Here is a 14549-nt window from a genome sequence, read left to right as displayed (position 1 = left end):
TATTGTGTCGACAACGATTAATACAGTTGATGATTCACTGGCATTGTGAGTGTGTGAAAAATTAATTCGTATCGCAAATTAAACACCCGTTTTTTGTGATTTTTGTCACCAAATATCGTAATCCCCCCTCCCTTTCACTGGCTAACAGCCAAAACTTATTTTATCATTCAAAAAATCAAGACGGATTGATCCGGCCTGAAAGGTTCCAGGTTACGCTTAAGCATCAGGTTCCGATTACCATCCGCCCACTCTTCTACTTTAACTCTTGAGGTGAACAATGAGACTGATTCCCCTGGCAACTGCTGAACAAGTCGGTAAATGGGCCGCTCGCCATATCGTTAACCGTATTAATGCCTTCAAGCCTACTGCCGATCGTCCGTTCGTTCTTGGCCTTCCAACCGGTGGTACTCCACTGACCGCGTACAAAGCGCTGGTTGAAATGCACAAAGCGGGCCAGGTTAGCTTTAAACATGTTGTGACCTTCAACATGGACGAATATGTTGGCCTGCCAAAAGAACATCCTGAAAGCTACCATAGCTTCATGCACCGCAATTTCTTTGATCACGTTGATATCCCAGCTGAAAATATTAACCTGCTGAATGGAAATGCGCCTGATATTGACGCAGAATGCCGTCAGTACGAAGAAAAAATCCGTTCTTACGGTAAAATCCACCTGTTTATGGGTGGCGTGGGCAACGATGGGCATATCGCGTTCAACGAACCAGCCTCTTCTCTGGCTTCCCGTACCCGCATTAAAACGCTGACCCATGACACCCGCGTGGCAAACTCCCGCTTCTTTGACGGTGACGTGAACCAGGTTCCAAAATACGCCCTGACCGTTGGCGTAGGCACCCTGCTGGATGCTGAAGAGGTGATGATTCTGGTGCTGGGCGGCGTGAAAGCGCAGGCGCTCCAGGCTGCCGTTGAAGGCAACGTTAACCACATGTGGACCATCAGCTGCCTGCAGCTGCATCCTAAATCAGTCATCGTCTGCGACGAACCGTCAACGATGGAGCTGAAAGTGAAAACGCTGAAATACTTCAACGAGTTAGAAGCAGAGAACATCAAAGGTCTGTAATTGAATAACCGCCTCTTCCACAAGAGGCGGCCGCTTTTTTTAACCGGGGGTCGTTATGTACGCTTTAACCCACGGTCGGATTTATACCGGCCATGAAATTCTGGATGACCATGCGATTGTTATCGCCAATGGCCTGATTGAACGTGTTTGTCCGCTGGCAGAGCTGCCGCCGGAGATTGAACAGCGCTCACTCAATGGAGCAGTAATCTCCCCCGGTTTCATCGACGTACAGCTGAACGGCTGCGGCGGCGTGCAATTCAACGACACCGCCGAGGCGGTGACGGTTGAAACGCTGGAAATCATGCAGAAAGCTAACGAGAAATCAGGCTGCACCAGCTATCTGCCGACGCTCATCACCAGCAGTGATGACCTGATGAAACAGGGTATCCGCGTGATGCGCGAATACCTGGCGAAACACCCGAATCAGGCGCTGGGTCTGCACCTGGAAGGACCATGGCTGAATATAGTGAAGAAAGGCACGCATAATCCGGATTACGTGCGCAAGCCTGATGCTGAACTGGTCGACTACATGTGTGCCAACGCTGATGTAATCGCTAAAGTGACGCTGGCGCCTGAAATGACCGGCACTGAGGTCATCAGCAAACTGGCTGCCGCCGGGATTGTGGTTTCCGCAGGCCACTCAAACGCCACGCTGAAAGAAGCCAAAGCGGGCTTCCGTGCGGGTATTACCTTTGCCACGCACCTTTACAACGCCATGCCGTATATTACCGGCCGTGAACCGGGTCTGGTCGGAGCGATTCTCGACGAACCAGACGTCTACTGCGGCATTATCGCTGATGGTATGCACGTTGATTACACCAACATTCGCAATGCCAAGCGGCTGAAAGGTGACAAGCTCTGCCTGGTCACCGATGCCACTGCGCCAGCAGGTGCAAATATTGAGCAGTTCATTTTTGCCGGTAAAACAATATACTACCGCAACGGACTGTGTGTGGATGAAAACGGTACGCTGAGTGGATCCTCTTTGACCATGATTGAAGGGGTGCGTAATCTGGTTGAGCATTGCGGGATTGCGCTTGATGAAGTCCTGCGTATGGCCACCCTTTATCCGGCTCGCGCCATCGGCGTGGATAAACAGCTTGGCGGAATTGCACCAGGTATGGTTGCAAACCTGACGGCATTCACACACGATTATAAAATTATTAAGACCATCGTTAATGGTAACGAGGTCGTCACTGAGTAAGTAAAAGTATGACACCAGGCGGACAAGCTCAAATCGGTAATGTCGATCTCGTTAAACAACTTAACAGTGCGGCGGTTTATCGCCTGATTGACCAACATGGTCCAATCTCGCGGATCCAGATAGCCGAACAAAGCCAGCTTGCTCCCGCCAGCGTGACAAAAATCACCCGCCAGCTCATTGAGCGCGGTTTGATCAAAGAAGTCGATCAGCAGGCCTCCACCGGGGGCCGCCGCGCCATCTCCATTATTACCGAAACCCGCAACTTTCAGGCCATTGGCGTCCGGCTTGGTCGTCATGACACCACGCTCACGCTCTACGATCTGAGCAGCAAAGCCATTGCCGAAGAGCACTACCCGCTGCCCGAACGCACCCAGGAGACGCTGGAACACGCGCTGCTGAATACCATCGCGCACTTTATTGAAAGCTGTCAGCGCAAGATCCGCGAACTCATCGCCATCTCCGTCATTTTGCCGGGCCTCGTCGACCCGGAAAGCGGTGTGATCCGTTACATGCCGCATATTCAGGTTGAGAACTGGGCGCTGGTCGACGCGCTGGAGAAACGCTTTAAGGTGACCTGCTTTGTCGGCCACGATATTCGATCTTTAGCGCTGGCTGAGCACTACTTTGGTGCGAGTCAGGACTGCGAAGACTCTATTCTGGTGCGCGTACACCGCGGTACGGGCGCTGGCATTATCTCCAATGGCCGTATATTTATTGGTCGCAATGGTAACGTTGGCGAGATCGGCCACATTCAGGTTGAGCCGCTCGGCGAACGCTGCCACTGCGGCAACTTCGGCTGCCTTGAAACCATCGCCGCCAACACGGCCATCGAGCAGCGCGTTCGCCACCTGCTTGAGCAGGGTTATCAAAGCCGCGTCTCACTGGACGATTGCAAGATAGGCACCATCTGCAAAGCCGCCAATAAAGGCGACGCCCTGGCCTGTGAGGTGATCGAGCAGGTAGGTCGCCATCTGGGGAAAACCATCGCTATCGCCATTAACCTGTTTAACCCACAAAAAGTGGTGATCGCCGGAGAGATTGTTGAAGCGGAAAAGGTGCTGCTGCCCGCCATCGAAGGCTGTATTAACACCCAGGCGCTGAAAGCATTCCGCCAGAATCTTCCGGTGGTTCGTTCGAAGCTTGACCATCGCTCGGCGATTGGCGCATTTGCGCTGGTCAAGCGCGCCATGCTCAACGGGATCCTACTCCAGCATTTGCTGGAATCCTGATCGGACCTTATAGTAACGCCTTCTTTTTTTGATGTCGGAATGTCCATGACCATTAAGAATGTAATTTGTGATATCGACGGCGTGCTGATGCACGACAACGTTGCCGTGCCGGGTGCTGCGGAGTTTCTGCACCGCATCATCGACAAAGGAATGCCACTGGTTCTGCTCACGAACTACCCTTCCCAAACCGGTCAGGATCTGGCGAACCGTTTTGCCACCGCAGGCGTCGACGTGCCGGACAGCGTGTTTTATACCTCGGCAATGGCCACGGCGGATTTTCTGAAGCGTCAGGAAGGGAAAAAAGCTTACGTAGTGGGTGAAGGCGCGCTGATCCACGAACTGTATAAAGCAGGCTTTACCATTACCGATGTGAACCCGGACTTTGTGATTGTCGGCGAAACACGCTCCTTTAACTGGGAGATGATGCATAAGGCTGCCTACTTTGTCGCCAGCGGCGCGCGCTTTATCGCCACCAACCCGGACACGCACGGGCGTGGTTTTTATCCTGCCTGCGGCGCGCTGTGTGCCGGTATCGAAAAAATCTCCGGTCGTCAGCCGTTTGTGGTCGGAAAACCGAGCCCGTGGATCATTCGTGCCGCGCTGAACAAAATGCAGGCCCACTCTGAAGAAACGGTCATCGTCGGCGACAACCTGCGCACCGATATCCTGGCCGGTTTCCAGGCGGGTCTGGAAACTATCTTAGTGCTTTCCGGCGTCTCGCAGATTGATGACATTGACTCAATGCCGTTCAGGCCAAGCTGGATTTACCCCTCCGTCGACGAAATCGACATTATCTGATACTGAACCACGCCTCAGGGCGTGGTTTTTCATTTTCAGCCCATACCAACAAAACCCCATCTAACAAAAAGCGTTTTTTATTGCATAATCATCAATAAAAGGATGAGTGACGTACTCTTTTTTCACTATTCCACAATCACTATTGCACTATTTCCGTTTTAACCCGTAAAACCCTTGCGCCCCTCCCCCCTTTGCGGCATTTTCATAAGCAAGCAACATCACAATGCAACAGGGTTAACGGAGAAGGTTATGTGTTCAATTTTTGGCGTACTGGATATTAAAACTGACGCGGGCGAACTGCGTAAAAAGGCACTCGAACTGTCCCGCCTGATGCGCCATCGCGGACCGGACTGGTCAGGCGTATACGCCAGCGATAAAGCGATTCTGGCTCACGAACGTCTGTCTATTGTTGACGTCAACGCCGGTGCACAGCCGCTGTATAACGAGAAAAAAACGCACGCGCTGGCTGTCAACGGTGAAATCTATAACCATCAGGCGCTGCGCGCCGAGTACGGCGACCGCTACGCGTTCCAGACAGGGTCTGACTGTGAAGTGATCCTGGCGCTGTATCAGGAGAAAGGTCCCGAGTTTCTCGACGATCTGCAGGGCATGTTTGCCTTCGCCCTGTACGACAGCGAAAAAGACGCCTGGCTGATTGGCCGCGACCACATCGGTATTATCCCGCTGTACATGGGCCACGATGAACACGGCAACTTCTATGTCGCGTCCGAAATGAAAGCCCTGGTTCCGGTTTGCCGCACTATTAAAGAGTTCCCGGCTGGCAGCTATCTTTGGAGTAAAGACGGTGAAATCCGTCCGTACTATCAGCGCGACTGGTTCGATTATGACGCGGTTAAAGACAACGTGACGGATAAAGCCGAGCTGCGTCAGGCGCTGGAAGATTCCGTGAAAAGCCACCTGATGTCAGACGTGCCTTACGGCGTACTGCTTTCCGGCGGTCTGGACTCCTCCGTGATCTCCGCGATTACCAAGAAATTCGCTGCTCGTCGCGTGGAAGATCAGGAGCGCTCCGAAGCCTGGTGGCCGCAGCTGCACTCCTTCGCGGTGGGTCTGGAAGGGGCACCCGACCTGAAAGCCGCGCAGGAAGTGGCAAACCATCTCGGCACCGTGCACCATGAAATTCACTTCACCGTGCAGGAAGGTCTGGATGCAATCCGCGATGTGATCTATCACATTGAGACCTATGACGTGACCACTATTCGCGCCTCCACGCCGATGTACCTGATGTCGCGTAAGATCAAAGCGATGGGCATCAAGATGGTGCTCTCCGGTGAAGGTTCTGATGAAGTGTTTGGCGGCTATCTGTACTTCCACAAAGCGCCAAACGCCAAAGAGCTGCATGAAGAGACCGTGCGTAAGCTGCAGGCGCTGCACATGTTCGACTGTGCGCGAGCCAACAAAGCGATGTCGGCCTGGGGTGTGGAAGCGCGCGTGCCGTTCCTGGATAAAAAATTCCTCGACGTGGCGATGCGCATCAACCCAGAGGACAAGATGTGCGGCAACGGCAAGATGGAAAAACATATTCTGCGTGAATGCTTTGAATCCTACCTGCCGGCGAGCGTGGCCTGGCGTCAGAAAGAGCAGTTCTCTGATGGCGTTGGCTACAGCTGGATCGACACCCTGAAAGAGGTGGCGGCGAAACAGGTTTCTGACCAACAGCTGGAAACCGCAAGCTTCCGCTTCCCGTACAACACGCCGGGCTCGAAAGAGGCGTACCTGTACCGTGAGATCTTTGAAGAGCTGTTCCCGGTTCCGAGCGCTGCCGAATGTGTTCCTGGCGGTCCGTCCGTGGCCTGTTCATCCGCAAAAGCCATTGAATGGGATGAATCTTTCAAGGCGATGAACGATCCATCAGGACGCGCGGTTGGCGTTCACCAGTCCGCCTATAAATAATCACAACGATTTCAAACAGGCCCTCAGGGGCCTGTTTTTTTTGCCTCACATTTCACCACCGAAAACCGATTAATAACCAATAATTGCCGAATATTCGGCCACGCTGTTCGCAACCTAACCAAACAGTCACATTCCGGCTATTTTCGTTGAAAAAGGTGTTGACGCTGCAAGGGTCTATACGCATAATGCGCCCCGCAACGCCGATAAGGTAACGCGGAAAAAGATGGCTACGTAGCTCAGTTGGTTAGAGCACATCACTCATAATGATGGGGTCACAGGTTCGAATCCCGTCGTAGCCACCATCTTTTTGCGGGAGTGGCGAAATTGGTAGACGCACCAGATTTAGGTTCTGGCGCCGCAAGGTGTGCGAGTTCAAGTCTCGCCTCCCGCACCATTCCCGGGTAAGCGTTGCACGGATGGGGTATCGCCAAGCGGTAAGGCACCGGTTTTTGATACCGGCATTCCCTGGTTCGAATCCAGGTACCCCAGCCATATTTCTTCGATTTTGCGGTTCTCCGCGGTATTGGGGTATCGCCAAGCGGTAAGGCACCGGTTTTTGATACCGGCATTCCCTGGTTCGAATCCAGGTACCCCAGCCATCGAAGACTGCAGTACTGGCTACGTAGCTCAGTTGGTTAGAGCACATCACTCATAATGATGGGGTCACAGGTTCGAATCCCGTCGTAGCCACCAAATTAAGATTATCGATTTGTTTCGGTAATAAAAAATTGTTGGGGTATCGCCAAGCGGTAAGGCACCGGATTCTGATTCCGGCATTCCGAGGTTCGAATCCTCGTACCCCAGCCAATTTAAAAAGTCGTTAAGCCGTATGTTTAACGCAATTGGGGTGTCGCCAAGCGGTAAGGCTCTGGTTTCTGATACCAGCATTCCGGGGTTCGAATCCCTGCACCCCAGCCACTTAAAACAAATAAGCCCGCTCTGCGGGCTTTTTTGTTTTTGTTGCTCAGAATTGTGCGGCCTGATGCCCTCACCCCTGGCCCTCTCCCACTGGGAGAGGGAATAATGATTAGAGTCCTAAGGCGTATTTCAGCGCCTGACGCTTCAGACCACCGGCACGCTCTGCTGCCATCAATCCGATGTTACGCAGAATGCGCACCGGAGCTACGTCATTGCTGAACCCGGCATAGAACAGATCCATCCCCGACTGCATGATGAAGTTATCCGCCATACGGCGCGTCTGGTAGCTCTTGAGTACCTGATGGCTGGCCCATGCCTCCGCATGACCGCGCGCATTGCTTAAAACATCCAGCAAGGCGTCGACGTCACGGTATCCAAGGTTGACTCCCTGCCCCGCCAGCGGGTGAATGGTGTGTGCCGCATCGCCCACCAGCGCCAGCCCTTCACGGGCATACTGTAACGCGTGGCGCCGCGTGAGCGGAAATGCCCCTGCGGCGACCGGCGTCACGTTGCCCAAACGGCTCGGGAAGTGAAGCAAGATCTCGCGCTGCAGCTGCTCCATCGACAGCCCCTGCAGCTGGCGAATGCGCGCCGGCTTGTCGTACCAGACCAGCGACGCCCAGTTATCATACAGCGGTAAAAACGCGTGCGGACCGTTCGGAGTAAAGTGCTGCCAGGTGCTTTCACCCGGCGCATTCTCGCACTGAACGGTAATCAGCATACAGGACTGCTGGTACTGCCAGGCATGAACGCCGATGCCCGCCATCTCCCTGACCTGCGAGTTAGCGCCATCGGCCCCGACGACCAGCTTCACTGCCAGCTCATCGCCGCTGTCGAGGATCAGTAGATAGCCACTCTCGTGAGGATGCAGTGCCTTAAGTGACGCAGGCATACGCAGCGTCACCTTCGGATGTGCCTCCAGCGCCTGCCAGAGCGCCAGCTGGAGCACGTTGTTTTCCACCATATAGCCCAGGCGCGGCAGCTTCAGCTCAGCGGCGTCAAACGACACGTGAGCATTTTCCCACTCCCAGGTTTCAAGGCGGCTGTAAGGATGCGCACGCATCGCCAGCACCGCCTCCCAGACGCCCAGGCCGCGCAGCAGATCGACGGACGCCGCGCTGATGGCGGAAATGCGCACGTCCGGTTTGCTGGCGGGATCGAATGCCGGCGGTGCCGACTGCTCAATTACCGTTACCTCAAATCCCTGCTGCGCCAGTCCCAGCGCCAGCGCGCCGCCGACCATACCGCCGCCGACAACGGCAACTTCGGTGTGTTGGAGTGTCATGGTCATTTTTTCCTTCTTGGAGAATCCCTTAAGTTTACCGGATTTTTGCGGTCATGAGACACATAACCGTCACACTGGTCACAACCCCACCAAAGCATTACAATACGCGGCTTGCAATCCTGAGCTGAGCAAGTCGATGACTAAAAAACTCCATATAAAAACCTGGGGCTGTCAGATGAACGAATACGATTCATCCAAGATGGCCGATCTGCTGGATACCACCCACGGATACCAGCTGACTGAAAATGCGAAAGAAGCCGATGTGCTGCTGCTGAACACCTGTTCAATTCGTGAAAAAGCACAGGAAAAAGTCTTTCATGTGTTAGGCCGCTGGAAGCTTCTGAAACGGAAAAATCCGGACCTGATCATCGGCGTGGGTGGCTGCGTCGCGTCGCAGGAAGGTAAGCTGATCCGCCAGAGAGCCCCGTATGTGGATATCGTCTTTGGCCCTCAGACCCTGCACCGCCTGCCTGAGATGATCAATCAGGTTCGCGGTAACCGCAGCCCGGTTGTTGACGTCAGCTTCCCGGAGATCGAAAAATTCGACCGCCTGCCAGAGCCGCGCGCCGATGGCCCGACCGCTTTTGTCTCCATCATGGAAGGCTGCAACAAATACTGTACCTACTGCGTGGTGCCTTACACCCGTGGTGAAGAGGTCAGCCGCCCGGCAGATGATATTCTGTTTGAAATCGCGCAGCTTGCCGCGCAGGGCGTCCGTGAAGTGAACCTGCTCGGCCAGAACGTTAACGCCTGGCGTGGGGAAAACTACGACGGCACCACTGGCAGCTTTGCCGAACTGCTGCGCCTGGTGGCCGCGATTGACGGTATCGACCGAATCCGCTTTACCACCAGCCATCCGATGGAGTTTACCGACGACATCATTGACGTGTATCGCGATACGCCTGAGCTGGTGAGCTTCCTGCACCTGCCGATTCAGTGCGGCTCTGACCGCGTTCTGAACCTGATGGGCCGCCCGCATACGGTGCTGGAGTACAAATCCACCATCCGCAAGCTGCGTGAAGCGCGTCCGGATATCCAGATCAGCTCCGACTTCATCGTTGGCTTCCCTGGTGAAACCGCTGATGACTTCGAGCGCACCATGAAGCTCATCGGTGAAGTGAACTTTGACGTCAGCTACAGCTTCATCTTCTCAGCGCGTCCTGGAACACCCGCGGCCGACATGGTTGACGATGTGCCGGAAGAAGAGAAAAAGCAGCGTCTGTATATTCTGCAGGAGCGCATCAATCAGCAGGCCAACGCCTGGAGCCGCCGTATGCTCGGCACCGTCCAGCGCATTCTGGTGGAAGGCACCTCCCGCAAGAGCATTATGGAGCTGTCCGGTCGTACCGAAAACAACCGCGTGGTGAACTTTGAAGGCACCCCGGATATGATCGGTAAATTCGTGGACGTCGAGATTGTCGAGGTGCTGACCAACTCGCTGCGCGCGAAGGTGGTACGCACCGAGGACGAAATGGGCCTGCGTATCGCAGAGTCACCGGAATCCGTGATCTCGCGTACCCGCAAAGAAAACGATTCTGGCGTTGGGATTTACCAGCCTTAATCCTTCAGGCCTGCCGCTTTGGCAGGCCTTGTATTTCCTCTCATCGCCCCCAATATCTTCCGCAACGCTTGCGCCTTTATTCTGTGGCGTGAATAATTTCGGTAATGACCGTTTTATTGCGCCGTGTGGCAGCGGGTCAGTTAACCAATCAAAGAGGAACAGTTTGAACATAGATACGCGTGAAATTAGCCTTGAGCCCGCAGACAACGCTCGCCTGCTGAGCCTGTGCGGGCCGTTTGATGACAACATCAAACAACTGGAACGACGTCTGGGTATCGAAATCAATCGTCGCGATAACCATTTCAAACTCACCGGACGCCCTATCTGCGTCAACGCGGCTGCGGATATTCTGCGCAGCCTGTATGTCGATACCGCCCCAATGCGCGGCGAGATTCAGGACATCGAACCGGAACAAATTCACCTCGCCATTAAAGAGGCGCGAGTGCTTGAGCAAAGCGCGGAAAGCGTGCCGGACTACGGCAAGGCGATCAACATTAAGACCAAGCGTGGCGTCATCAAGCCGCGCACGCCAAACCAGGCGCAGTACATCGCTAATATTCTTGACCATGACATCACCTTCGGCGTGGGTCCGGCGGGTACGGGTAAAACCTATCTGGCGGTTGCCGCTGCGGTCGATGCGCTGGAGCGCCAGGAGATCCGTCGCATCCTGCTGACCCGCCCTGCCGTCGAAGCGGGTGAAAAACTGGGCTTCCTGCCTGGCGATCTGAGCCAGAAGGTCGACCCGTACCTGCGCCCGCTGTATGACGCGCTGTTCGAAATGCTCGGCTTTGAGAAGGTCGAGAAGCTGATTGAGCGTAACGTTATCGAAGTTGCCCCGCTCGCCTACATGCGCGGTCGTACGCTGAACGATGCGTTCATCATTCTTGATGAAAGCCAGAACACCACCATCGAACAGATGAAGATGTTCCTGACGCGTATTGGTTTTAACTCGAAAGCGGTCATTACCGGTGACGTCACCCAGATCGACCTGCCTCGCAGCACCAAGTCCGGCCTGCGCCACGCCATTGAGGTGCTGTCAGAGGTAGACGAAATCAGCTTTAACTTCTTCCACAGTGAAGACGTGGTACGCCACCCGGTGGTCGCGCGCATCGTTAACGCCTATGAAGCCTGGGAAGAGGCGGATCAAAAACGCAGGGCCGAACAGGCCGCGGAACGTAAGCGCGAAGCGCAGGAGCAAGAACAGAAATGAGTCAGGTGATCCTCGATTTACAGCTGGCCTGTGAAGACAATTCTGGCATGCCAGAAGAGGCACAGTTTCAGAAATGGCTGGATGCCGTTATTCCTCAGTTTCAGGAAGAATCAGAAGTCACGATTCGCCTGGTGGATGAAGCGGAAAGCCACGAGCTTAACCTGACCTATCGCGGGAAAGATAAGCCGACCAACGTGCTCTCTTTCCCGTTCGAAGCGCCGCCGGGCATCGAGATGCCACTGCTTGGTGATTTGATCATCTGCCGTCAGGTAGTGGAACAGGAAGCCAAAGAGCAGCAGAAACCGCTGGAAGCCCACTGGGCGCATATGGTGGTACACGGCAGCCTGCACCTGTTGGGCTACGATCATATTGAAGATGACGAAGCGGAAGAGATGGAGTCCCTTGAGACAGAGATAATGCTTGCTCTGGGCTATGAGGATCCGTACATTGCCGAGAAAGAATAGTCAGTTACTGACTACCATGCCACCGCGCAGGGACATAGCGCGGTGGTTAACGTTGAACTAATAAGAGAACCCTTAACAAACGCCATGAGCGACGACAATTCACACAGTAGCGACACGACAACCAGTAAAAAGGGATTTTTCTCCCTCATTCTGAACCAGCTTTTCCACGGCGAGCCGAAAAACCGTGATGAACTGCTGGAGCTGATTCGTGATTCCGGGCAGAACGACCTTATCGACGAAGATACGCGCGAAATGCTCGAAGGGGTTATGGACATCGCTGACCAGCGCGTCCGCGACATCATGATCCCCCGCTCGCAGATGATCACCCTGAAACGTAACCAGACCCTGGACGAGTGCCTCGATGTGATCATCGAATCCGCCCACTCGCGTTTCCCGGTCATCAGCGAAGATAAAGATCACATCGAAGGGATTTTGATGGCGAAAGATCTGCTGCCGTTTATGCGCAGCGATGCCGAAGCCTTCAGCATGGAAAAAGTGTTACGCCAGGCCGTGGTTGTGCCGGAAAGTAAACGTGTGGATCGGATGCTGAAAGAGTTTCGCTCTCAGCGTTACCACATGGCGATTGTTATTGATGAATTCGGCGGCGTCTCAGGTCTTGTCACGATCGAGGATATCCTTGAGCTGATCGTGGGTGAAATCGAAGACGAGTACGACGAAGAAGAGGATATCGACTTCCGTCAGCTCAGCCGCCACACCTGGACCGTGCGCGCGCTGGCCTCGATTGAAGACTTTAACGACGCCTTCGGTACCCACTTCAGCGATGAAGAGGTCGATACCATTGGTGGACTGGTGATGCAGGCCTTTGGCCATCTTCCGGCGCGCGGTGAGACCGTTGACATCGACGGTTACCAGTTCAAAGTAGCAATGGCCGACAGCCGACGTATTATACAGGTTCACGTCAGAACGCCGGACGATTCACCGGTGCCAAAACTGGAAGATTAATGTAAATGGCATTTGCCCCATTGCTTGAACGCCAGCGCGTCCGTTTGCTGCTGGCGCTGTTGCTCGGAGCCAGCGGTACGCTGGCTTTTTCTCCTTACGATATCTGGCCCGCGGCCATTCTCTCCCTGATGGGGCTTCAGGGCCTGACCCTGAACCGTCGTCCGGTACAGGCCGCCGCCATTGGCTACTTCTGGGGGCTGGGGCTGTTTGGTTCCGGCATTAACTGGGTCTACGTCAGTATCGCCCAATTTGGCGGGATGCCAGGCCCGGTTAACGTCTTCCTGGTCGTACTGCTCGCTGCTTATCTCTCGCTGTACACCGGTCTGTTCGCCGGTATCCTTTCTCGCCTGTGGCCTAAAACCACCTGGCTGCGCGTCGCCATTGCCGCGCCGGTAGTCTGGCAGATTACCGAGTTCCTGCGTGGCTGGGTGCTGACCGGTTTTCCGTGGCTACAGTTCGGCTACAGCCAAATTGACGGCCCGCTGAAAGGTCTGGCGCCGGTAATGGGCGTTGAAGCCATTAACTTCCTGCTGATGGTGGTGAGCGGCCTGCTGGTCCTGGCGCTGGTCCAGCGCTGCTGGAAACCGCTGGCTGTGGCGCTGGTGCTGTTCGCCCTGCCCTTCCCGCTGCGCTATATCCAGTGGTTCACGCCTGAGCCTGAGCGCACCATGCAGGTTTCCATGGTGCAGGGGAATATCCCGCAGTCCATGAAGTGGGACGAAAAAGAGCTGCTGAACACGCTGAAGATCTACGCCAACGCCACTGAAGAGGTGATGGGTAAATCGCAGCTGATTATCTGGCCAGAGTCTGCCATTCCCGATCTGGAAATCAACCAGCAGCCATTCCTGAACATGATGAACGACCTGCTGGTAGCGCGCGGCAGCACGCTGATTACCGGCATTGTCGATGCGCGGCTGAATCAGCAGAACCGCTACGACACCTACAACACTATCATTACGCTTGGGAAAGATAGCGAGTACAGCTACCACTCTACTGACCGGTACAACAAGAACCACCTGGTGCCATTTGGTGAATTTGTCCCGCTGGAGTCGATTTTGCGCCCGCTGGCACCGTTCTTTGACCTGCCGATGTCCTCCTTCAGCCGCGGCCCGTACGTTCAGCCCCAGCTGCATGCGCACGGTCTGGCTCTTACGGCTGCCATCTGCTACGAAATCATCCTCGGCGAGCAGGTGCGGGATAACTTCCGTCCGGATACCGACTATCTGCTGACCATCTCCAACGATGCCTGGTTTGGTAAATCTATCGGCCCGTGGCAGCACTTCCAGATGGCGCGCATGCGTTCCCTGGAGCTGGCGCGTCCGCTGCTGCGCAGCACCAACAACGGCATCACCGCCGTGATTGGTCCGCAGGGTGAAATCCAGGCCATGATCCCGCAGTTTACCCGTGAGGTGCTGACCACTAACGTCACGCCAACCACGGGACTTACGCCGTACGCCCGCACCGGCAACTGGCCACTGTGGATTTTGACCGCGCTGTTCGGCTTTGGCGCCGTGCTGATGAGCCTGCGTCAGCGTCGTCGCTAGTCTTACCTTCTGTTGCCGGGTGGCGCTGACGCTTACCCGGCCTACATTTTTACTCCCGTAGGTCGGGTAAGGCGTAGCCGTCACCCGACAACTCCCTTCCGACGCCAAATCTGGCACGCCTATTGCTTTATTTATTCACGCAAACGCAGTTTGGCTTAACGTGTAACCTTGTCGCACCAGCGTAGATCATCGGTAGCACCGAAACGGTGCAACGGGAGATTATTGCCTCTGAATGGTGCGGCGCGCTTCGCAAAAATAAACAATAACGCAGCAAAATCTTTACATTAAGCCAGACTAAATGTTAACAAGCTTGCATAACACTGCACTCGCATCGCGCGAGATATAACAACATCACAATGGGTATCAATGCGTCACTGGCGC

At 54.7% G+C, this 14549-nt stretch carries 11 protein-coding genes and 7 tRNA genes; 17 read left to right on the top strand and 1 reads right to left on the bottom strand.

Annotated features, from left to right (window positions below):
• Positions 1 to 277: 277 nt before the first annotated feature.
• The 12 genes from nagB to HBM95_06520 all read left to right on the top strand — a co-directional run bounded on the left by nagB (position 278) and on the right by HBM95_06520 (position 7141).
• A complete protein-coding gene (nagB, locus tag HBM95_06575) occupies positions 278 to 1078 on the top strand; it encodes a glucosamine-6-phosphate deaminase (protein NIH42599.1) in 801 nt (266 codons plus the stop codon).
• Between the two features lie 55 nt (positions 1079 to 1133).
• Positions 1134 to 2282 carry an N-acetylglucosamine-6-phosphate deacetylase gene (nagA, locus tag HBM95_06570; protein NIH42598.1) on the top strand — a complete coding sequence of 383 codons (1149 nt, stop codon included), beginning with the start codon at positions 1134 to 1136 and terminating at the stop codon, positions 2280 to 2282.
• An 8-nt stretch (positions 2283 to 2290) separates the two neighbouring features.
• Complete coding sequence (locus HBM95_06565) at positions 2291 to 3511, top strand: ROK family transcriptional regulator (protein NIH42597.1); 1221 nt, start codon at positions 2291 to 2293, stop codon at positions 3509 to 3511.
• A gap of 45 nt (positions 3512 to 3556) precedes the next feature.
• Positions 3557 to 4309 carry a ribonucleotide monophosphatase NagD gene (gene nagD / locus HBM95_06560; GenBank protein NIH42596.1) on the top strand — a complete coding sequence of 251 codons (753 nt, stop codon included), beginning with the start codon at positions 3557 to 3559 and terminating at the stop codon, positions 4307 to 4309.
• 249 nt (positions 4310 to 4558) lie between these two features.
• Positions 4559 to 6223, top strand: coding sequence for an asparagine synthase B (gene asnB / locus HBM95_06555; GenBank protein NIH42595.1), 1665 nt, complete (start codon positions 4559 to 4561; stop codon positions 6221 to 6223).
• A 225-nt stretch (positions 6224 to 6448) separates the two neighbouring features.
• Positions 6449 to 6525, top strand: a tRNA-Met gene (locus HBM95_06550).
• Between the two features lie 7 nt (positions 6526 to 6532).
• Positions 6533 to 6617 (top strand) — tRNA-Leu (locus tag HBM95_06545).
• A gap of 23 nt (positions 6618 to 6640) precedes the next feature.
• Positions 6641 to 6715, top strand: a tRNA-Gln gene (locus HBM95_06540).
• Between the two features lie 32 nt (positions 6716 to 6747).
• Positions 6748 to 6822, top strand: a tRNA-Gln gene (locus HBM95_06535).
• Between the two features lie 17 nt (positions 6823 to 6839).
• Positions 6840 to 6916: transfer RNA gene (locus HBM95_06530), tRNA-Met, on the top strand.
• A 39-nt stretch (positions 6917 to 6955) separates the two neighbouring features.
• Positions 6956 to 7030: transfer RNA gene (locus tag HBM95_06525), tRNA-Gln, on the top strand.
• A 36-nt stretch (positions 7031 to 7066) separates the two neighbouring features.
• Positions 7067 to 7141 (top strand) — tRNA-Gln (locus tag HBM95_06520).
• A 109-nt stretch (positions 7142 to 7250) separates the two neighbouring features.
• On the opposite strand, the gene ubiF is transcribed toward HBM95_06520, so the two are convergent.
• On the bottom strand, positions 7251 to 8426 hold the full coding sequence (ubiF, locus tag HBM95_06515; GenBank protein NIH42594.1) for a 2-octaprenyl-3-methyl-6-methoxy-1,4-benzoquinol hydroxylase: 1176 nt from the start codon (positions 8424 to 8426) through the stop codon (positions 7251 to 7253).
• Positions 8427 to 8562: 136 nt separating this feature from the next.
• Between ubiF and miaB the strand changes: the two genes are divergently transcribed.
• The 5 genes from miaB (at position 8563) to lnt (ending at position 14168) form a co-directional block, all read left to right on the top strand.
• A complete protein-coding gene (gene miaB, locus HBM95_06510) occupies positions 8563 to 9987 on the top strand; it encodes a tRNA (N6-isopentenyl adenosine(37)-C2)-methylthiotransferase MiaB (GenBank protein ID NIH42593.1) in 1425 nt (474 codons plus the stop codon).
• A 163-nt stretch (positions 9988 to 10150) separates the two neighbouring features.
• Positions 10151 to 11197 (top strand): PhoH family protein, encoded by a 1047-nt coding sequence (locus HBM95_06505; protein NIH42592.1) that lies wholly within the window; start codon positions 10151 to 10153, stop codon positions 11195 to 11197.
• Positions 11194 to 11661: an rRNA maturation RNase YbeY gene (ybeY, locus tag HBM95_06500; GenBank protein ID NIH42591.1), complete on the top strand. Its 468-nt coding sequence runs from the start codon at positions 11194 to 11196 to the stop codon at positions 11659 to 11661. Before HBM95_06505 ends, ybeY begins: the two co-directional genes overlap by 4 nt.
• An 84-nt stretch (positions 11662 to 11745) precedes the next feature.
• A complete protein-coding gene (gene corC, locus HBM95_06495; protein ID NIH42590.1) occupies positions 11746 to 12624 on the top strand; it encodes a CNNM family magnesium/cobalt transport protein CorC in 879 nt (292 codons plus the stop codon).
• Positions 12625 to 12629: 5 nt separating this feature from the next.
• Positions 12630 to 14168 carry an apolipoprotein N-acyltransferase gene (gene lnt / locus HBM95_06490; GenBank protein NIH42589.1) on the top strand — a complete coding sequence of 513 codons (1539 nt, stop codon included), beginning with the start codon at positions 12630 to 12632 and terminating at the stop codon, positions 14166 to 14168.
• The last annotated feature ends 381 nt before the right edge of the window (positions 14169 to 14549 follow it).

It is taken from the genome of Enterobacter asburiae, from assembly GCA_011754535.1.
In the GTDB taxonomy this organism is placed as follows: domain Bacteria; phylum Pseudomonadota; class Gammaproteobacteria; order Enterobacterales; family Enterobacteriaceae; genus Enterobacter; species Enterobacter cloacae_N.
The sequence above is the reverse complement of the archived record's forward strand: the minus strand, read 5'-3'. Positions and strand labels throughout refer to the sequence as shown.

What these genes read in the sequence shown, in the direction of transcription:
- nagB (NIH42599.1), top strand. Translation starts at nt 278, where the DNA reads ATGAGACTGATTCCCCTGGCAACTGCTGAACAAGTCGGTAAATGGGCC.
- nagA (NIH42598.1), top strand. Translation starts at nt 1,134, where the DNA reads ATGTACGCTTTAACCCACGGTCGGATTTATACCGGCCATGAAATTCTG.
- HBM95_06565 (NIH42597.1), top strand. Translation starts at nt 2,291, where the DNA reads ATGACACCAGGCGGACAAGCTCAAATCGGTAATGTCGATCTCGTTAAA.
- nagD (NIH42596.1), top strand. Translation starts at nt 3,557, where the DNA reads ATGACCATTAAGAATGTAATTTGTGATATCGACGGCGTGCTGATGCAC.
- asnB (NIH42595.1), top strand. Translation starts at nt 4,559, where the DNA reads ATGTGTTCAATTTTTGGCGTACTGGATATTAAAACTGACGCGGGCGAA.
- ubiF (NIH42594.1), bottom strand. Translation starts at nt 8,426, where the DNA reads ATGACACTCCAACACACCGAAGTTGCCGTTGTCGGCGGCGGTATGGTC.
- miaB (NIH42593.1), top strand. Translation starts at nt 8,563, where the DNA reads ATGACTAAAAAACTCCATATAAAAACCTGGGGCTGTCAGATGAACGAA.
- ybeY (NIH42591.1), top strand. Translation starts at nt 11,194, where the DNA reads ATGAGTCAGGTGATCCTCGATTTACAGCTGGCCTGTGAAGACAATTCT.
- corC (NIH42590.1), top strand. Translation starts at nt 11,746, where the DNA reads ATGAGCGACGACAATTCACACAGTAGCGACACGACAACCAGTAAAAAG.
- lnt (NIH42589.1), top strand. Translation starts at nt 12,630, where the DNA reads ATGGCATTTGCCCCATTGCTTGAACGCCAGCGCGTCCGTTTGCTGCTG.